Origin of the sequence: Rhodohalobacter mucosus, from assembly GCF_003150675.1 — a bacterium.
GTDB lineage: Bacteria > Bacteroidota > Rhodothermia > Balneolales > Balneolaceae > Rhodohalobacter > Rhodohalobacter mucosus.
Genome location: NZ_QGGB01000002.1, coordinates 300,621 through 320,330 on the forward strand (window position 1 = coordinate 300,621; position 19,710 = coordinate 320,330).

Sequence of the window (19,710 nt, forward strand, 5' to 3'; positions counted from 1 at the left end):
AATGCTGGTAATTATTTGTTAGTTGTTCTTCGTATTGATATTTCGCATTCGGACCCTTCTATATCCCAGGTCTTCACAAAATCGGATACATCAAGCAGCGCCGAACTGATCTCTTCAGCCAGGGTCTCCGACTTAATGGTATCCATGGCATAACGTACTGCTTCGGATAGTTTATCGGACCCTTCAAATCCGATTACAATCCTGTCTGTAACATCAAAGTCCGCCTCCTTGCGCATATTCTGAACTCTGTTGATGAATTCGCGCGAGAGTCCTTCTTTCAGCAAATCGGGCGTGAGTTCGGTATCCACAGCTACCGTGATACCGTCCATCGCCTCCACCGACCAGCCTTCAAGGCCGGTTCGCTGAATCTCAAGTTCATCGGATGACAGCCGAACCGTTTCACCGTCCTCAATTGTCAGTTCGATCGATCCCTGATTTTCAAAACGGGTGATTTCTTCCGTTGTCAGCTGATTTATACTGGAAGATACGGCTTTCATTTGTTTTCCGAGACGTTTTCCTAATAAAGGATAGTTCGGCTTTGCGGATTTATTCACAATACCGGAATCATCATCTACAAATTCGATCTTTTTAACGTTTACTTCGTCCAGAATAATATCCTTAACCGCTTCAACGACCAGCCTTTCATCCTCATCCATAGGGAGGATAATTCTGGAGAGCGGCTGACGAACGTTTACATCGATCTGGTTTCGCACCCGAAGCACCAGGGAGCTGACTGTCCGGGCTACCTCCATTCTGTGCTCCAGCTGTCGGTCAATTGCCGTTTCTTCGACGGTGGGATAGAACGAGAGGTGAACAGAGTCTTCGTCCTGTCCCGTTACCTCGTTCAATTTCTTGTAGAGCCATTCGCCAAGGTAGGGAGCGATGGGGCTTATAAGCTTCGCCAGGTTCACCAGACACTCATAAAGTGTCTGGTAAGCAGCCGTTTTGTCCAGGCTTTTCCCCTCTTTCCAGAATCGACGCCTGTTTCGGCGAACATACCAGTTACTCAGCTCTTCAACGAACATCTCCACTTCGCGCGCGGCTTTTGTAGGCTCGTACTCTTCCAGATACTCATCCACCTGTTTCACCGTGGTGTTAAGGCGGGATATAATCCAGCGGTCCATTTCGGTCCGCTCCGTTTTTGGAAGAGGGGATCCGGAGTACGTAAAGCCGTCAATATTGGCGTACATCGCAAAGAAAGAGTAGGTATTTACGATGGTGTTGAAAAACTTGCGCTGTGTTTCCTGAAGGCCTTCTTCACTGAACTTAAGGTTCTCCCAGGGTGATGAGTTGCTCATCATATACCAGCGTACCGTATCCGCACCGAATTTCTGAATCACCTCGAACGGATCCACGCTGTTGCCCTTCGACTTGCTCATTTTCTCACCTTTCGCATCCAGAACCAGCCCGTTTGATACCACATTTTTATATGCGGGCTTATCAAAAAGCATGGTTGCGAGTGCGTGAAGCGTGTAGAACCAGCCGCGGGTCTGATCTACCCCTTCTGCGATGAAATCGGCCGGGAAATTTTCCTTGAACTTATCTTTGTTTTCAAACGGATAGTGCCACTGCGACCACGGCATCGCACCGGAATCAAACCAAACGTCCAGAAGATCAGGAATGCGTCGCATGGTGCCGCCTTTCGGGCATTTCCATGTAAATTCGTCAATATGGGGCCGATGGAGGTCGATCTCCACATCTTCCGAAATACCCGCTTTTCTGCGGAGTTCTTCCACGCTGCCGATGCACTCCACATAATCGGGATCCAAATCGCTCACCCATATCGGAATCGGTGTACCCCAGTAACGCTGCCTGGAAACCGCCCAGTCCACATTGTTTTCAAGCCAGGTACCGAATCGACCCGTACCGGTACTTGCGGGCTTCCAGTTGATGTTGCTGTTCAGCTTAACCATCTTATCCTTTACATCCGTGGTACGGATAAACCACGACTCCACCGGGTATGACATCAGTGGTGTTCCTTTCCGCCAGTCGAACGGATAGTTGTGGAGGTAGGTCTCGTGATGGTACATCAGTCCTTTCTCCTTGATGGCTCGTGCAATCTCCTTGTCGGCTTCCTTGAACCACTGCCCTTCATATTCGGGAACCTGACCGGTAAAGCGGCCCTCTTCGTCAATCGGATTGAACATGGGAATGCCCGCCTTTTTGCCGGATTCGTAGTCATCTGCACCAAATGCAGGGGCTGTATGAACCACTCCCGTACCGTCTTCGGTCGTTACGTAGTCAGCTTCGATCACCCTCCAGGCACTCTCTTTGGGATGTTCTTTGAGGGCATAGTCAAAAACCGGCTTATAGACCCAGCCAATAAGGTCTTTGCCTGAATAGGTTTCCACAATCTCATAATCATGATTAATTGCGTCTTCAAGGCATTTCTTGGCCAGTATATAGTATTCGGTAATGTCGCCTTCACTCACCCGGATTTTTACATACTCCAGTTTCGGGTTCACGGTGAGAGCCATGTTTGAGATAATGGTCCAGGGTGTGGTTGTCCAGGCAAGAAAAAAGACGTTTTCATCCGCATCCAGGGGGAATTTCACATAAATGGATGGGTCCTGTGTCTCCTTGTAACCCAGGCTTACCTCATGAGATGAAAGCACCGTTCCGCTTCCAGGTGAGTACCATTGTATCTTGTATCCCTTATAAACCAGGCCTTTCTCGTAGAGTTGTTTGAAGGCCCACCAAACCGACTCAATATAATCGTTTTCGAATGTTACATAGGGATCCTCAAGATCCACCCAATATCCCATCCGCTGAGTGAGATCGTCCCATAAATCCTTGTATTTAAGCACGCTTTCACGGCAGCGGGCATTGTATTCAGCCATGCCGTACTCCTCTACCTGAGAACGGCCTTCAAGTCCAAGTTCTTTTTCCACTTCAATTTCAACCGGCAGACCGTGTGTGTCCCAGCCGCCCTTTCGCTCCACCCGGAAACCTTTGAGGGTCTTGTAGCGGCAAAAAAGATCTTTTACCGTACGGGCCATCACATGGTGGATGCCGGGTTTCCCGTTGGCGGTTGGCGGTCCCTCAAAAAAGGTGAACGGTATACCGTCTTCACGTGTGGAGAGGCTTTTTTCAAAAATGCGTTTCTCCTTCCACCAGTTTAGAGTTTCAACCTCAGCTTTAGGGTACGCCAGCTGTTTAACTTCTTCGAATTTTTTAGCCATAGAGAACGAAATCGCTCATCCTGAAAATTTGTAAAGTAAGCTCACAATATACGGAATGTTTCGCAATGGCAATACCATCCGGAACGGTGATTTTGCGGCCTATTAAGATCGAGGCGGGCTAAGATAGAAGGAGAACGGAAGAAAGTCAGGTTATAATTTATTTGAAGTGATACCACGGAGGCACGGAATATGGAATAGTGACATTACCATTCAGGACTATCATATCCCTGAAAGTTCCAAAACAGATTTTTATTGCCAAAGTCATCGAAAAAACCCAACACACCTCCCCTTTGCCTCCGCGGCAACCCTTCCCAGGTTGTCCGATAAGACAGAAAACTTGAATCTGAGCCGAATTCACTCAATCTTTCACTGTCAATCACACTCCGGTTCAGCCGCACTCTTATTCAATAATCATTATGACCGAAAATACTCCCATCACCAAAGAGAATCCCTTTAAAATCGTTTTTGTATGCCTTGGCAACATCTGCCGAAGTCCAACTGCAGAGGGCATTTTTCAGCACCTGGTAAATGAACGCGGGCTGGAATCGTATTTTTACATCGATTCGGCCGGTACTTCGGCCTATCATATAGGCGAACCGGCCAACAGCAAGAGCCGCCAGGTTGCGGAACGTCATGGAGTTAAGCTGCAATCACGCGCAAGAAAATTTGAACCGGAAGACCTGGAAGAGTTCGATCTCATCCTGGCCATGGATCGCGAAAACTATGACAACCTGAAACAGCTGGACCAGGATGACAAATATGGTGATAAAATTCTGCTGATGCGCGATTTCGATCCCCAGCCCGGCAATGGAGAGGTTCCCGATCCCTATTTTGGAGGCATGGACGGGTTTCAGAATGTGTTTGAGATCCTCAGAAGAAGCTCAAAAGAGCTGCTGGATGAACTGGAGGAGCGGGTGGAATGATGGATGATGGATGATGGGTGATGTGTGATGAGTGATGAGTGATGTTTCAACTAGATTTACGAAAATACAAAGAGTCCAGTTTAGAAGCGGTTAGAGAGTCTGGCCCTTGTCATTGTGATGAGTTTTTCGAAGTGGAGCAAAATGAACATCAAAAACCCGATTTGAAAGATCAGCAGAAAATTTGCTGAATCAACACCGAGAAAACTGATATCAAATTGTGGTATCCATGACGTAAGTACTACACCAAATACGATACCAATCAAAAAGAAAATCCAGGAGAAGGTAATTCCGCGTCTGTATCCTTCCCGAACCAATTCTTCACTGGTCTCAATCTCGTTTATCTTATTCATCACTTCATCCTCAAAGTCCGGAAAAGGCATGCTTCTTTGAGTTTCGGTGAGAAGTTCCTTAAGCATTTGGTCATACCGTTGATCACTCATGAGTATAATTCCTCCGGATTTAGATTAAACATACCTTCCATTAATTCTTTCATGCTTTTACGAGCCCTATGCAGGGTAACTTTTACCTTTGATGTACTCCATCCGGTAACTTCAACCATTTCATTTATGCTATACTCATCCAGATAAAAGAGCTTCAGAGACAAGCTTTCATCCGGCTTCATCCGGTCCAGAGTTTCATTGATATAAAACATTTTATGATCGTGATTAATCTTCTTGCTTGTGCGATTAACATCTGATGTCAGATTCGTTAACCCATCTGGCTTAAAGCGATCTTCGGGGCCTCTTTTTCTCATCATCTGATATGCTTCATTTACTACAATCCGATGAAACCAGGTTTTAAAAAGAGATTCTTTCTTGAATGATTTTAGATTCTCATAAGCTTTCAAAAAAGACCTTTGTACAGCATCTTTAGCTGCATGCTCGTCTTTCAATACGGATAAAGCCAGATTAAAGGCGCCATCCTGACATTCTCTGATGATATGCCGGAATGCATTCTTATCCCCCTCAAGAACCTGTGATATGTATCTATCCGGCATGGACAATTGATTTAACTATCCTTTTTCCCGGCATAATGAGCAATGATCATACCGATACCTCCGAATAAAAACATGAAAACCGGAATAATTTCTCCTCGCAAATCAACGATTGACTCAATAAGAATTCCAGTAAATATGCCAGTTGAAATGGCTGTAATTACTATTCCTAACCTAAGCCAAGGAAATCGGAACTTGAAATTAAAGCCTGATTCCTTATCAGGTACATCAATACCTTTTTCTATTAGCATCAAACGTTCTTTTTCCCGGGCCTGATGGGTAAAGAACCATGCAAGAAAACCGGCCGTTAAGAATGCAAGAAAGATGATTGTAAATGTTAGCTGACTCATATGTAAGCTGAATTTTGGATTTATGTTCGTTACTTAGATGCATCAGCTCACCAAAACGTTACAATTTATTTCCCAAGACTATCATCTGCAGATTATATCTGGATTTAAGATTTCAAGGTTTGTACAGAAAAAGCAACAAGACATCTCTAATCCTTATGAGAACCCGAGAATCTCAGTTCTCGATGTTACAATCCTCAGCCAAATTGCTAATATCCTGACTCAAAACTATCTTAATAACATGATTGATAAATCCGACATAGCAAAAATGAGCATTCCTGAACGCCTCAAGGCCATGGAATTACTGTGGGAATCAATATCCGACCACCCGGAAAGTATAGATTCGCCAAACTGGCATAAAGATATTTTAAACAAGAGAGAATCCCGGGTTGATTCCGGAAAAACAAGCTATTTGACCCTGTCAGAACTCAAGAGCCGAATGAAGAAATAGCTGCATGAAACATTTGCACATTCTATCTGAAGCGGCAGATGACCTGGAAAAAGCAAGAGATTTCTACGAATCCCAGGAAGAAGGCGCCGGCAACTATTTTGTGGAATCAGCATTCAGCGAGCTAAATGAACTGATGGAAACAGCCGGGATGCATCCGCTGTTTTTTGGATATCATCGAAAATTATTCAAAAAGTTCCCGTTTGCTATTTACTATCGCACAAATACAGATTTTATAGACATATATGCCATTTTGGATCTAAGGTCCAGACCTGGTTTTCTCGATGATGTACTCGAAGAAAGAGTGAAGTGACTAGTGATATGTGATGAGCGATGTGAGATGTTAGATGTTATTAAAAATGACAACTTTTCTCAGCGTCCTTTGCGCCTCTGCGGTAATATTTACCTTTTCATATGAACATACCAGATACGATTCGCAATAATTTACGTGATAAATACGGCATTCATGTATCATCTGCCAAAACAGTATCTGGCGGGAGCATTAATCAGGCATATCAACTCGAAACAAATCAGGGTGCTCTGTTCCTGAAAATTAATGTCTCAGCTCCTGAGGATTTCTTCGAAAAAGAAGCAGAAGGTTTGAAACTCCTGAAATCTGCCGGGAGTGGTTTACGCATACCCGAGGTGATTGCTGCGGAGAAGCCGATCAACGGCAGTCCAGGCTTTTTGTTGATGGAGTTTATTGACAGCGGTTCGTCCGGTGACTCTTTTGCATTCGGGGCAAACTTGGCTCACCTTCATCAAACCAATAGTGATCAATTCGGTCTTGATGCAGAAAATTATATCGGGAGCCTGCCTCAAAGCAATAATTGGCACTCAAACTGGCCGGGCTTCTTTTCGGAGGAGCGGATTCGTCCGCAGCTTCGTATGGCCATCAAATCGGGCAAAATGGATTCCCGGGTCCTGAAACAGTGGGATCGGATTGAACCCCTGCTGTATGACCTGATGCCGGAAACAGAGCCGTCCCTGATTCACGGTGATCTTTGGGGCGGCAATTACCTTTTTGATACCAACGGAGATGCAGTTTTGATTGATCCGGCCGTCTATTATGGCCACCCTGAGATGGACCTCGCCTTTTCCCACATGTTCGGAGGTTTTTCTGGAGAGTTTTATCGGGGATATGAATCTGTTTCACCACAACCATCCGGATTCAGCGAAAGAAAACCCTTGTATAATCTATATCCCTTGCTGGTTCATGTAAATTTATTTGGCGGGCATTATGTAAGTCAGGCTGAAGCCGTGTTGAAGAGGTTTGCTTAGCGCGGTTAGTTGTTTGTTGATGGGAGTTGGTGGTCTGTGGTAAGTTGTTAGTTGTCAGTTGTTTTTTTGTTGATATGTGAATGGGGTTTATGTTTTGTCATGAATCGGTCACTCAATTTCAGATTGTTGCTTTGAACCCCTCGATAAAAGCCGGGGCGTTGATCAAATAAAGGCTCGGGGTTGAAATAGTTGGCACGTCCTACCCCGCGCTTCGCACGGGGCTGATGATTGCGCGCTTTAAGCGCTGGGCAAACGTTTGGATGGCGGCGCTGGAAATAATTTTTCATGAATTATGGATTTTAAGTGCGCCGCTACTGCCCTCTCGTGCCTTGTCATCCCGAGTGAGAGATCCGTCAGCCGACGGAGATCGAATCGAGGGAACTCCCATCGTCTCATTTGGATAATCTTCCCACAAATCCATCTCCCAAAAATGAGGCTTTCAGTTATGATCGAGTACCCCATTGGAATTTGGTGCGTGTATTTTGGAATTTGATGTACCGAAATCTATCTATTGAACCCGCACCATTGCCTACAAACCGCATCATAAGCCTTGTACCTTCTCTCACCGAGCTGCTTTTTGATCTCGGACTGGATGACTCTGTTGCAGGACGCACCCGGTTCTGTATCCATCCGGAGAAGCGTATTGATAACGTGCCAATCATCGGAGGTACAAAAAATCCCCGCATCGAAAGAATCAGAGAGCTGGAACCGGATCTCGTAATTGCCAACAGGGAGGAGAACCGGAAAGAGGATGTGAAGGCCATTGAAGAGTTCTGCGAGGTGATGGTTACCGACATCAACACCATCGACGATGCACTGTTTGCAATTCACGATATCGGCGACCGATGCGGGACGAAAGAAAAAGCGGCGGAACTGATCGATGCTGTCAGGAAAGAGCTGCATCATGTGCCGGAAGAGCCCCTGTTGCGTGCCGCCTACATCGTCTGGAGAGAACCCTGGATGAGTGTCGGTAACGACACCTATATTCACTCTGTGATGATGCACTGGAAGCTGGAGAATGTTTTTTCAAACAGGACACGCTACCCAAAAACCACGCTGGATGAGCTGAATAAAGTGCAGCCGGATGTTATCCTCCTGAGCAGCGAACCCTATCCTTTCAGGGAGAAACACCTTGAAGAGGTAAGCAGCCGTTGCAAAGATTCAAGGGTTCTACTGGTAGATGGAGAGTGGTTCAGCTGGTACGGCTCCCGTATGCTGCCTGCATTCCGGAAGCTGAATGCTTTCAGAAAAGCCATAGGATGAGTTTACACGCTGGACCGATAGTAAATATTGTTCTGTAAGTTTATTATACATGAGTCCGTGATGATGTGTTTCCCGCCACCGCCCCGCAGGTAGTCATATAAAGATAGCGGGCTCATTTTCTGGACACGACTTTCCGGCCTGAACCGTTAACTGCTTTTGATTATCTTCATTCACATGAAAATGAATATCAAGGCACTTACCCTGTTTTTCGGGTTATTTCTCATAACCATGGCCTCACACCTGTCAGCTCAGTCGGGCTCCGCTGATACTGATGAGAAGGCTTTGGCGATGGAGTACTTTATTCAGGGGATCACCGATTTTGAAAATGAGGACTACGAACAGGCGCTGGATAATCTGACGGCAGCCCATGTACGATTATCAACCGACCCCGGAATCAACTATGCCCTTTCGGATGTGTATCTTGCAATGGGCGATTACAGTAACGCAGCCTATTATGGGCGTCTTGCCGCCGAAGCGGACCCTGAAAACAAGTGGTATCATCTGCAGCTGGCAGAAATCCACCGGCGGTCGGGGCGTAACACAGCCGCTATCGAAACACTCGACAACGCTCTCCGCTATCATCCGCGGGATCTGGACCTCCTGTTCATGAAGGCTGAAAGCTATGTAGAGTTTGGTAAACTGCTTCAGGCTAACGGTGTGCTCGATCAGATTCTGGAGATTACCGGGAGTGATTTTGAGATCCATCTCCGAAAATTCCGAAATTACAATGCCCTTGGAATGAATGAAGAAGCTCTCACTGAGCTGGAAGCCATGCGTGAGCTGAATCCGGGTAATTTATCTACTCTGCAAACAATCAGTCAGCTTTACCTGGAGCTTGGCGATGAAGACTCTGCACGCAATACCCTTATTGAGGCACGCGAAAGGAACCCCCGTGATCCGCAAACCCTGATACTGCTGGCGGAAATCTACATTAACAACCGGGAGTGGGAGAATCTTGGCGACACCTTTGTTTCCATTTTGGGGGATCCGCTGATCTATCCAACCCAAAAAATGGAGCTGGTTCGCTTTATCTATTCGCAGCATACCCAAAATCCGGAAATCGAAACCCTCGCAGAGCAGACCAGTTCCGTTATTCTGGCTTTCAGCCGCAATGAACCGGAATACACACCCGCACAGCTCATTGCCGCCGAGTTCTTTATTCAGCGGGGCGAATCGGAACTGGCACTGGAAACACTTGAACGGGTTACAACAAGTGCACCCGATGAACAGGATGCCTGGGCTCAAAGGCTTCAGCTGCTTTTTTCACTTGAACGGTATGATGACATAATAAATCTGGAAGACCAGGCGGCTGAGCACGCTCCAAACAACGCCTTTGCAGGGTTTTTTACAGGGCTTGCATTTCTTGTGACCGATCGCTTTGAAAAAGCTGAATACTGGCTTGAAAAAGCGGCCATGCAGCCCGGGCGAAGAAACTTCAGATCATTGGTTTACAGCAGTCTGGGCGATGCCAGACATGAACTTAATGAATGGAGTGCTTCGAAAGAGGCCTATGAGATGGCGCTGCGCCTTGACCCCGATAACCACGGGGCAAAAAATAATTATGCTTATCACCTTTCACTGCGTGATGAACGTCTTGATTATGCGATGGATCTGGCGGAAGAAGCTACAACTGCAGAACCGGATAACGCCGCCTACCTGGATACCCTTGGATGGATACATTTCAAAAAAGGGAACTACGAGGAAGCACGGCGGTATATAGAGCAGGCTGTTGAAACAGGCAATGCAGGCGTTGACGTGCTTGAGCACTTAGGTGATGTGTATGATGCTTTGGGTGACCCGGAGAATGCCAGAATCTGGTGGCAAAAGGCGCTGGACGCTGACCCGGAAAGACAATATTTAGAAGAAAAAATTCAGTAACGGCTACAGTATCGGTAAACACCGGTATGAATCTTTTCCAAACAATGGACAGATAACCCCATCCACTTTGATTTCTTTAAGGAAAAATACTTTTGTTCTGATTGTTCTTACCGTCCTGCTTGCAGGAGCCTGCAGTACGCAGCGAACGGTACTAAATGTGGAGGATATGAATCCTTCGGACCTCAGCGGCAGTGAACTGGCAGAAATGGTTAACGATTACAGCGAGTCGCTGCTAACCATAACAGGCAGCGGACGGGCGATAGTGAGCGAGCCGGGAAACAGTGACCGGGTGACGCTTGAGTTTTTATCGAGCAGGGAAGCCAGCCTGATTACGGTACGAACGGGTGTGGGAATTGAAGGCGGGCAGATTCTGGTCGATTCCGATTCCCTTCTGGTCTACAACCGGGTTGACGGATATGCTGAAAAGGTATCCGTAAACCAAAGCAATCTTACAAGTATCGGGTCACTGGCGTCTCTCAATATGCTCAGCATGTTCAGCTATTCACTTCCCGCAGGTCAGGTAGACTATGTTTTTGAAGATGACTCCCGCTATTTGGCCATTCTGGAAGATGAAACAAGGGTAACGGTTATGAAAGGGAGCGGATTCGTAGAGTCGGTTCAGCAGCAGGATACCCGTGCAGCCTACAGCCGGATCGAGTATGAAGGCTATGCAGAGATTGATGCCTTTTATCTGCCACGAAAAATCACCATTTTTAGCCGTGACGGAAGCTCAAGGGCCACATTTCTGGTCCAGCGACTTGATGTAAACAACCCGCTTCCCGAACTTACGATCGACTTGCCAGAAAATACTCCAATCAGAAGGTTATGATTTCGCGATCCGGACTCATCCTGATCTTACTATCGCTCATTGCAGCCCCAACTGTCCTCGCCCAGGGAAATGGCAGCTACGAGGAGCGCCGTGCTGAGCTTATCGAGCAGCAAAACACTACCAGGGAGCAGATCGAGAGCCTCCGCCAGCAAATTGAAACCTATACGGAGCGATTGGGTTTTGCAACGGAGCGTTATGAGCAAATGTATCAGCAGTATCTTGAACTCGAACGGGTCATCACCCTTCAGCAGGAGCAGATCCGCCAGATGCGCCGTGAGCAAAGCCAGATTACAGAGGAGATCGACCTGATTGAGGAAAACATTACCTCCAGTGAAGAGCGGCTCCGGGATCTCATAATGGAGTACAAGGATATTCTTACCTTCTCCTACAAGAACGGACGAACCACCGAGCTTGCCCTTCTGCTAACATCCTCTTCATTTAATCAGCTGCTGGTACGGTCATTTTATCTTGGTAAATTCGATGACTTCCGTCAGGCACAGGTTAATGAAATTGAAGACACCCATGATGAATTGCTAGCCTCCAAAACCGACCTTGAAGAAACCCGTTTGCGCAATCTGGATGCTCTCGCAGCCATTGAGCAGGAGATGAACAATCTGGAGGAGCAGCAGCAGCAACAGGAACGTAATGTGGAACTGCTTCGGCGCGACCGCGATAACATCCAGGAGCAGGTCGACATTCGTCAGCGGCAGCTGAGCGAGCTCACCAGCACGCTCGACAACCTGATTGCAGAAGAGGAGCGGATACGCCGCGAAGAGGCTGCCGGCACGCGTGTGATGCGCAGCGAGCGTGTCATGAATGATGAGGAGCTGGTGGCCGTAGCATCCACTTTCAGAAATAGCAAGGGACAGCTCCCCTGGCCGGTCGATAACGGAACCATCACTCAGAAATTCGGGCTTCGAATACACCCTGTATTTGGCACCCGAACGAACTACCCGGGCGTTGATATATCAGCACCGCCCCGCTCAACAGTGCGGGTTGTGAATGACGGTTATGTAATCGGAGTCGAAATTCTTCCCAACTTTGGCAACTCCATCCTGGTGCATCACGGCGGATTTTACACCGTGTATGGCAATCTCAGCGAAATCTATGTGCGCAAAGACCAGGTACTCAGCCGTAACGACGTGATCGGCCTCTCAGGTGATGAAAATTCGCTGATCGGCGAAGTGCTCTTTTTCATGGTGCGCGAAGGCACCACCAGCCTGAATCCCGAGGAGTGGCTGCAGAATGCGGTGCCGTAGGAGTGAAAAGGCAAAAGGCAGAAGGCAGAAGTGAGAAGGTGGAACCGATCAACCGATCAACCGAAAAAAGGCAAAAGTTAAAAAGTAGTTGAATCTTTCCTTTTCACTTTTGCCTTTTGCCTTTTCACTAACCCCGTCTCACGTTTGACGTTTGACGTCTCACTCCCTCACCTGTTAATTACATCGTCAATCTGTTCAATGCCACGCACGTAAGTGTTCAGCCATTCCGACTGCTCATAGAGCATGTGAAGAACGGATTCACGGGCACGATAGCCGTGGCTCTCTTCGGGCAGCATCACCAGGCGCGCAATGCCTCCGAGTCCGCTCACAGCCGCATACATTCGCTCGCTCTGCATCGGGAAGGTTCCGGAGTTGTTGTCCTCCATTCCGTGGATAAAGAGAATCGGATCTTTGATGCCGTCTGCATGCATAAAGGGCGACATGCTCAGATAGATATGATCGGCTCTCCAGAAGTTGCGCGGCTCTGCCTGGAAGCCAAACGGAGTCAAGGTACGGTTGTAGGCGCCGCTGCGTGCGATTCCGGCTTTGAATATCCGCGAATGCGCCAGCAGGTTGGCCGTCATGAAGGCACCATAGCTGTGTCCGCCGATGGCAAACCTATCGGGATCTCCAACTCCCCTGCTGTCCATCTCGTTTACAACGGCTTCAGCGCTCATAATCAACTGTTCCACAAATGTGTCATTCGGGTTGGCATCGCCTTCGCCTACAATCGGCATAGTGGCATTTTCTACAACCGCAAATCCCTGGGTCAGTGCAAAGTGCGGACCCCAATAACTCATCCCTGCAAACCTGTAGGGTGAATCGGCTACCTGTCCGGCTGCATCGGCGCTCCGGAATTCACGGGGATACGCCCAAACCAGAACGGGAAGCGGACCGTCACGATCCTTGTCATAGCCCGGCGGAAGATAGAGCGTGGCCGATAGGTTCACGCCGTCTTCGCGTTCATACTGAATAAACTCTTTGTACACATCCTTTAACTGGGGAGTTGGATGTTCAAACTCTGTGATCTGATCGAGATCGCCTGATTCAATGTCCCGTACATAGTAGTTGGGCTGGACGCTGACGGACTCACGTCGGGTGATAGCCTGCATGCCTTCATCATCAAGCAGGGTAACGATAAACTCATAGTAGGGTGCTTCCGAACGCCAGAGTTCTGTGGTTTCACCTGTTTCCAGGTTGTATTTTCGCAGAAACGGACGGTTACCTTCCGGAGTTGCACCGGTACCTGTCAGCAGCAGCGTATTGCCGTCGTCTACGGTGTGAAGTACCCACGTTCCGTACTGAGAGCGTTTCATTTCGGGTGAACCGGGATCTCCGTAACGGTCCTCGGTTGAACGGTCAAAAATGAGTTCGGCCTCCCTTGATGGATTATCGGGATAAATCTTCCAGGTGCGGACGTGTCTGTCAGCTCGCCAATACTCGCTTACCAATGCAAAATCCTCCTCACTCCACATGATTCCCGCGTACCTGTAGGCAACCTCAAACAGTTCGGTCGGGTTACCCCTGAAAGGCGCTTCATGCTGATAGATGCGATCGCGCATCGACACGTCGACAGAGGGATCCCCGCCGTCCAGAGCCTCCACCCAGGTTAGTGTGGCGGGGGCATCGTTTCTCCAGCTAACGGATCGGGGGCCTTCCGTTGTTGATGAGAACGCGATGGGCACATCGTCGGCCAGGGGCAGCTCTGCAAACTGGTGAACCATGTTGCCGTCACGATCCCAGATCTGAATGTTTTGCGGAAAACGGTAGGCAGGCACACGATAGGAATAGGGCCGCTCAGTCTTGTTTACCAAAATGTACTCTCCGTCAGGAGATAAGTCTGCAGTTCTGTAGATCGCAGGACTCCCGATCATTTTGAGGGAACCGTCCAGATTAACCTCTGCAAGCTGCGCCATAAAGTAGTAATCGAACAGATCCTCGTCGTGGGTGTCTTCAAGCAGATCCTGATAGGTTCTGGCGGGCCGGGCACCGCCTGTATTTTCTTGAATTACCGGGCCTTCAGGCACCATTTCACGAACCGGGGCTTCACCTCTGCCCTCAGGTACAAATTTGACCAGAAGTGATTCACCGTCTTCGGTCCAGCTCATTGGCGAACCGTAGTACGTGTCGTTTACCTTGCCGTTAACCAGGCGCCATGCGCGGGCTTGTTCAACATTTGCAACCCAGAGCTCAAGGCGATCTGTTTTTGTGAGCAAAAATGCGATGTGGGACCCATCGGGCGACCAACTTACATTGGTGATGACGGGGTTTTCCGGCAGACCCGAAATGGTCCTGTCGCGACCGGTGGACATGTCGCGCAGCGTGAATCCGGTAACGTATCCGGAGCGGCTTGGACCGTTTGTATTCGGATTGATCCGGATACCGGCAAGGCGAAGCTGCGGCTGGGCCATCTCTTCAATGGAGGGAAGTGAAGGCACATCCTGTAAGAGCATGATATTGCGGTCGGGCGAAAAGCTTACCGATGGATTTCTTGCACCGTCAACGAGGTCAACAAGATTCTGGGATGGTGTCATATATCCATCCTGTGCAAGTGCATCCGCAAAAATAAACGGTAAAAACAGAAAAAGAAGTAGAATAGAGCGCTTCATACAAACAGTGGATTAGGTTCAAAGTGATCTCTTGGAATTAACCAAGTTCGACGATCAGGTACAAGTGGTTTTCAGGGTGCAGGACGGAAAGAGGCCTGTCAGCATTTCCTGTGCCTTTCAGGAATTCTGACAGCGCCGGATTAGGGGCAAGGCGCGTGGTTCAGGGTTCAGGGTTCAGGGTTCAGGGTTCAGGGTTCAGGGTTCAGGGTTCAGGGTTCAGGGTTCAGGGTTCAGGGTTCAGGGTTCAGGGTTCAGGGTTCAGGGTTCAGGGTTCAGGGTTCAGGGTTCAGTAAGCTGTTTGTGAACTGTTTTAATGTCAAATTTATTAGTAGTTTATGAAATTGAATAATACTCAATACTCAATACTCAATACTCAATACTCAATACTCAATACTCCCTTCTCCCTTCTCCCTTTTCACTTTTCACTTTTCACTTCTCCATACTCCGCTTGCAGCTTTTCGCAAATGGATGTATACTCTCTACGAACTAAATAGTAATTATAAGATTCAAATACCCGAATGAGATCCCCCATATCATATATTATTGTCAGTTTCGTAATCCTGGCAGGTTGTTCAGGGCAGGAAGAGTCTGCAGAACAGATTACCTACTCCGGGCTTCCTGACCTGCAGGTCAATCAAACTATTGAAGCTGGAGAATCCGGTGAATATTTTCCCTCCAGGCTCAACGACTTGTTTGTAGGCCGGGATGGCTCCATCATCGTTTCAGATTGGGGAAGCAATACTCTTGAGCAGTTTTCTCCGGATGGAGAGCATGTTCAAACCGTCGCCTCTGAGGGAGGTGGTCCGGGAGAACTCCCAAGCTTTTTCTTCATTGCCGATACCGGAAACGACCGATTTATGATTGAACATCAGGGGGCCCGACGGGATCTGTTCATACCGGATGAAAACGGTCTTTATACCTATTCATCCACTGTTTCATCGGATGAGAACAGCGGCTATGGGTACAACATCATCGGTAAAAAATCAGACAGCGAATACTATGCGACCCCCAGAAATGTAATCAGAGACGTTCAGAGCCTGATGGTAAACCCCAAAGATTACCGGGAAGGGCCTGTGGTTCTTATTGATGATTCAGGCGGGCTGATACAGGATTCACTGGAGATGCTGCAAACTCCCCTTCCCCACCTGACGGATGCCGGTAACGGTGGTTTTCGCGTTGACGTGATTCCATACCGCAATACGGACCGATTTCATCCACTGCCTGATGGCGGCTACCTGCTTGCCAGGCCCGACAACTCGCGCCTGGAATTTTACGATATGACTCAAACCCTTCAGAGAGCGATTGAATTGAATGTGGTTCCAAGGGAGATTACACAAGCCGATATGGAATATGCTTTCAGGGATCACCGGGATGACGTAATTCGGGATATCAGGCCACGATTGCATGATTTCAAGCCGCCATTCCTAGATATTCTGGCGTCTGAAAACCATCTCTGGCTGCATACCGACAACAGTGAAAGCGGTAAGGAGTTTGTTGTTTTGGAGATGGACGGCACACCGGTTGGAAAGTTTCTTCTATCAGAATTTGATGAGGTGAAAAAAGCAGTTGATAACAGAATCTACACCATTCATAAAAACCCCGATATTGGCCATTCCGTGAGGGTGTATGAAGTGGCAATTTAGAGGGTGGTAATTCAAGATAATTGAGTGTAAGTAGCGAGATTGACATGGTATGTCTGTCAATAAAGGTATGACGATCTGATTCGCATCAGAATAGGGCGGGAGAATTAAACTCACAACCATAACAGACATACCATGTCTGCGGTTAGTGCAGGGTGCAGGTGCAGGTGCAGGTGCAGGTGCAGGTGCAGGTGCAGGTAGAAATGTAAAAAATCTGAGTTCGATGGTCAGCGCTCAGCGGTCAGCAAGGACAGGGTATAATTTTCATATTCAATACCCAATACCCAATACCCAATACTCAATACTCAATACTCAATACTCAAAAAGAAGATACTTCAGAGATCAAATATCGCATATCACTATTCTGAGAACCGCTGCTCCCTCATTTCATATTCACAAACTGCAGCGGAATGCCAAATCGCGTTGATTTAAGATGCGAGATTACCGCCTGAAGGTCGTCAATCTTCTTCCCGGTTACGCGAACCTGGTTATCCTGGATGGCAGGCTGCACCTTCAGCTTCAAACCTTTAATCTCCTTTACGATCTTTTTGGCCGTTTCACGATCTATGCCTTCTCGAATAATGGCATCCACTTTTATGTGCCCTTGACTTGTGCCCTCTTCAAGTCCATACTCAAGTACCTTGGGCTCGAGCCCGCGCTTGATAAAGTGCTTTACCAAAATATCCTTCACAGCCTGCAGTTTCATGTTTTCAGCCGCAACAAGATGGATCCGGTTCTCCTTTTTATGAAACTCCACATCGGTATGCAGTCCGCGGAAATCATAACGTGTCCCAACTTCCTTGAGCGTATTATTAACGGCATTATCCACTTCCTGGGCGTTGATTTCATTGACAATATCAAAAGAGGGCATGATGGAATCCTTAATCTTGGTTTTGGTTGAAGCAGGGTCAAATATAAATGATTTCTATTTGTAAATAACAGATTCTGTAACGAGACTTGGGTTTTAGAAATCCTTAAGATCTGAAGTATCAATATCACTACAGAAAAACAACCCTTACAATTACCCCATCGACCATGAAAAATAACCTGCTCAGTTATGTCGCAGCGAAGGACAAAAAATATCCTTTTACTGCACCCACCTGGATATATATTTCCATTATTGCCCTGTTTTTTACTTCCTCAGCAGCCGCACAGTCTGTCATGGACCGCTCACTTATTGACCGCATATCCATGGCAGTGGTACAGATTCATACACCGGACGGCACCGGATCCGGAAGCCTTGTAGAGGGATCCAACCTTATCTACACCAACCGCCATGTAGTTGAAGGATTCTATGAGTTTGAAATTTACGGCATTACGGATCCCACCCGACCCGTAGAACCGCTTTTTGTTGCTGAGCTTCTTGGCTTTTCTGAAGAGTATGATTTTGCCGTTCTGCGAATTACCGGCGATATGAACGGGAATCCCGTTATTAACCCTCATCAGTATATTGCAAACTACTCGGACTCCGGATTGACTCCGGCACTGCAAAAATCTGGCTTGAGAACCATACCCGGGCGCGGTGATCAGGTGGCAATTTTCGGTTATCCCGGAATCGGGGATAATGAACTTGTATTTACCACCGGCATTGTCTCATCGGTAATGTACGATACCTTCACGGAATCCCGCATTCCCGTCTGGTATCGAACCAATGCGGAAATGGCACCCGGCAACAGCGGTGGTGTGGCTACCGACATGAACGGGAATATTATTGGTATTCCAACCTATGTGCGTTCCGAAAACCGGACCGGCGGAAGACTGGGAAGCCTCCTGTCAATGCATGTGGTGAGTGAAATCGTGGATGGCAACCTGCTGACAAACCGCTGGGAAAACCGATCTTCGGATGCAATAGCCAGTAACAGCCCTGCACCCGACAGCGATCAGCTCGATTTTTCCGTGGATCCGGCCTATGGCTCTGCAAGCCTTGCTGCAGGATTCACTCCCGATCCTCACAGGGTTTCCGTGGTTTCGGGCGGAGCCGTTGACGCCTCCTACCTCAGCAGCGGTTGTGTGGGTTATGCTGCAGAGGGACCTGACTACAGCCTCCAATGGTCCGGATCCTCATCCATGCTGCGTTTCTTTTTTGTTGCAGAAAACGATGGTGATGATACATCACTCATTATCAACCGACCGGACGGCAGCTGGACCTGTAATGATGATGCTGAAAGCGGAAGCCTGGATCCCATGGTGACTGTCGACAGTCCGCAGGAAGGGCGCTATGATGTCTGGATTGGAAGTTACTCAGAGGGCGAATACATTGATGGAGTGCTTCATATTTCAGAGAGGGACGTCACTCCCGCGGGACAGGAGGAGAGCGACTCGGGTTCTGCGGCCGCTCTCGACTACAGTCAGGATCCGATGTATGGTACCGTGGCTTTGTCTGCCGGTTTCACTCCCGACCCAAATGAGAGGGATATGACCTCGGGCGGGTCGGTGGATGTATCTGCGGAAAGCCTGGGAACAGGCTGTACCGGATATGCATCCTCTGCTCCTGATCTGAGACTGCGCTGGAGCGGAGACACAGACGACCTGCGAATCTTTTTTGAGCCCAACCAGCCCGGAAACGACACGGTATTGATTATCAATACGCCGGGCGGAGGATGGGTCTGCAATGATGACGCCAATTCAGACACGCTCAGCCCAATGGTCAATCTTCGGGGCTACTCCGACGGCCAGTATGATATCTGGATCGGCAGCTACACCAGCGGAGAATACATCAGCGGTAAACTGACGATCACGGAACTGAACCGGGTGCCGGAATAGACTTGTTAGGCTTAAATTTCCGTTAACTACCCGGGATTTTCAGCCTTATCGTGCATAAAAAATCCCACCACAAAGTGTGGTGGGATTTAAAAGTCGGAACGATCACCCACAGGGCGTGACGATCCCTCAACATGCCCTGGTTCAATGAAACCATTTTGAATAAAAAAAGCCCACCGCGATGTGCGGTGAGCTTTATGAGTCGGGACGACAGGATTTGAACCTGCGACCCCTCGACCCCCAGCCGAGTGCTCTACCGGACTGAGCCACGTCCCGAATCAGACTTCAAAAATATCG

The 19,710-nt window shown here is 48.1% G+C and carries 18 protein-coding genes and 1 tRNA gene; 11 read left to right on the forward strand and 8 right to left on the reverse strand.

Annotated elements, in window-relative coordinates; translation table 11 throughout:
• Positions 1 to 11: 11 nt before the first annotated feature.
• Positions 12 to 3,182, reverse strand: a complete 3,171-nt coding sequence (gene ileS, locus DDZ15_RS02305) for an isoleucine--tRNA ligase (protein WP_109644424.1) — start codon at positions 3,180 to 3,182, stop codon at positions 12 to 14.
• Between the two features lie 416 nt (positions 3,183 to 3,598).
• On the opposite strand from ileS, the gene DDZ15_RS02310 reads away from it, so the two are divergent.
• Complete coding sequence (locus DDZ15_RS02310; protein WP_109644426.1) at positions 3,599 to 4,105, forward strand: low molecular weight protein-tyrosine-phosphatase; 507 nt, start codon at positions 3,599 to 3,601, stop codon at positions 4,103 to 4,105.
• Positions 4,106 to 4,185: 80 nt separating this feature from the next.
• On the opposite strand, the gene DDZ15_RS02315 is transcribed toward DDZ15_RS02310, so the two are convergent.
• From DDZ15_RS02315 to DDZ15_RS02325, 3 genes are read right to left on the reverse strand one after another with little or no spacing between them, the layout of a single operon-like run.
• Positions 4,186 to 4,545: a hypothetical protein gene (locus DDZ15_RS02315; protein WP_109644428.1), complete on the reverse strand. Its 360-nt coding sequence runs from the start codon at positions 4,543 to 4,545 to the stop codon at positions 4,186 to 4,188.
• Positions 4,542 to 5,102, reverse strand: a complete 561-nt coding sequence (locus DDZ15_RS02320) for an RNA polymerase sigma factor (protein ID WP_109644430.1) — start codon at positions 5,100 to 5,102, stop codon at positions 4,542 to 4,544. The genes DDZ15_RS02315 and DDZ15_RS02320 overlap by 4 nt, the downstream gene beginning before the upstream one ends.
• Positions 5,103 to 5,113: 11 nt before the next feature.
• Complete coding sequence (locus DDZ15_RS02325; RefSeq protein ID WP_109644432.1) at positions 5,114 to 5,449, reverse strand: DUF6249 domain-containing protein; 336 nt, start codon at positions 5,447 to 5,449, stop codon at positions 5,114 to 5,116.
• A gap of 238 nt (positions 5,450 to 5,687) precedes the next feature.
• Here DDZ15_RS02325 and DDZ15_RS16670 point away from each other — a divergent pair, with 238 nt between their 5' ends.
• From DDZ15_RS16670 to DDZ15_RS02340, 3 genes are all read left to right on the forward strand, one after another.
• Entirely contained in the window at positions 5,688 to 5,897 is a 210-nt protein-coding gene (locus DDZ15_RS16670; protein WP_158278598.1) for an addiction module protein, read from the forward strand.
• Positions 5,898 to 5,901: 4 nt separating this feature from the next.
• Positions 5,902 to 6,207, forward strand: coding sequence for a hypothetical protein (locus tag DDZ15_RS02335; RefSeq protein ID WP_109644435.1), 306 nt, complete (start codon positions 5,902 to 5,904; stop codon positions 6,205 to 6,207).
• Positions 6,208 to 6,308: 101 nt separating this feature from the next.
• Complete coding sequence (locus tag DDZ15_RS02340; protein ID WP_109644437.1) at positions 6,309 to 7,175, forward strand: fructosamine kinase family protein; 867 nt, start codon at positions 6,309 to 6,311, stop codon at positions 7,173 to 7,175.
• A 47-nt stretch (positions 7,176 to 7,222) separates the two neighbouring features.
• On the opposite strand, the gene DDZ15_RS16585 is transcribed toward DDZ15_RS02340, so the two are convergent.
• Positions 7,223 to 7,462 (reverse strand): hypothetical protein, encoded by a 240-nt coding sequence (locus DDZ15_RS16585; RefSeq protein WP_146198488.1) that lies wholly within the window; start codon positions 7,460 to 7,462, stop codon positions 7,223 to 7,225.
• Positions 7,463 to 7,700: 238 nt separating this feature from the next.
• Between DDZ15_RS16585 and DDZ15_RS02345 the strand changes: the two genes are divergently transcribed.
• The 4 genes from DDZ15_RS02345 to DDZ15_RS02360 all read left to right on the forward strand — a co-directional run bounded on the left by DDZ15_RS02345 (position 7,701) and on the right by DDZ15_RS02360 (position 12,404).
• Positions 7,701 to 8,438, forward strand: coding sequence for a helical backbone metal receptor (locus DDZ15_RS02345; RefSeq protein ID WP_242978853.1), 738 nt, complete (start codon positions 7,701 to 7,703; stop codon positions 8,436 to 8,438).
• 174 nt (positions 8,439 to 8,612) lie between these two features.
• Entirely contained in the window at positions 8,613 to 10,316 is a 1,704-nt protein-coding gene (locus tag DDZ15_RS02350) for a tetratricopeptide repeat protein (protein ID WP_146198489.1), read from the forward strand.
• A gap of 67 nt (positions 10,317 to 10,383) precedes the next feature.
• The gene (locus DDZ15_RS02355) at positions 10,384 to 11,145 is read left to right on the forward strand and encodes a DUF4292 domain-containing protein (RefSeq protein ID WP_109644443.1); all 762 of its coding nucleotides are present in this window, start codon (positions 10,384 to 10,386) and stop codon (positions 11,143 to 11,145) included.
• Entirely contained in the window at positions 11,142 to 12,404 is a 1,263-nt protein-coding gene (locus tag DDZ15_RS02360) for a murein hydrolase activator EnvC family protein (protein ID WP_109644444.1), read from the forward strand. Before DDZ15_RS02355 ends, DDZ15_RS02360 begins: the two co-directional genes overlap by 4 nt.
• Positions 12,405 to 12,571: 167 nt before the next feature.
• Here DDZ15_RS02360 and DDZ15_RS02365 read toward each other — a convergent pair whose 3' ends face one another.
• Positions 12,572 to 15,013 (reverse strand): alpha/beta hydrolase family protein, encoded by a 2,442-nt coding sequence (locus tag DDZ15_RS02365; protein WP_109644446.1) that lies wholly within the window; start codon positions 15,011 to 15,013, stop codon positions 12,572 to 12,574.
• A 110-nt stretch (positions 15,014 to 15,123) separates the two neighbouring features.
• On the opposite strand from DDZ15_RS02365, the gene DDZ15_RS16590 reads away from it, so the two are divergent.
• The gene (locus DDZ15_RS16590) at positions 15,124 to 15,306 is read left to right on the forward strand and encodes a hypothetical protein (RefSeq protein ID WP_146198490.1); all 183 of its coding nucleotides are present in this window, start codon (positions 15,124 to 15,126) and stop codon (positions 15,304 to 15,306) included.
• Positions 15,307 to 15,531: 225 nt separating this feature from the next.
• Entirely contained in the window at positions 15,532 to 16,656 is a 1,125-nt protein-coding gene (locus DDZ15_RS02370) for an NHL repeat-containing protein (protein ID WP_109644448.1), read from the forward strand.
• 379 nt (positions 16,657 to 17,035) lie between these two features.
• Here DDZ15_RS02370 and DDZ15_RS02375 read toward each other — a convergent pair whose 3' ends face one another.
• Positions 17,036 to 17,524, reverse strand: a complete 489-nt coding sequence (locus DDZ15_RS02375; protein WP_109644450.1) for a YajQ family cyclic di-GMP-binding protein — start codon at positions 17,522 to 17,524, stop codon at positions 17,036 to 17,038.
• Positions 17,525 to 17,688: 164 nt separating this feature from the next.
• Between DDZ15_RS02375 and DDZ15_RS02380 the strand changes: the two genes are divergently transcribed.
• Entirely contained in the window at positions 17,689 to 19,416 is a 1,728-nt protein-coding gene (locus DDZ15_RS02380) for a S1 family peptidase (protein ID WP_109644452.1), read from the forward strand.
• Positions 19,417 to 19,615: 199 nt separating this feature from the next.
• On the opposite strand, the gene DDZ15_RS02385 is transcribed toward DDZ15_RS02380, so the two are convergent.
• Positions 19,616 to 19,689: transfer RNA gene (locus tag DDZ15_RS02385), tRNA-Pro, on the reverse strand.
• Between the last annotated feature and the right edge of the window lie 21 nt (positions 19,690 to 19,710).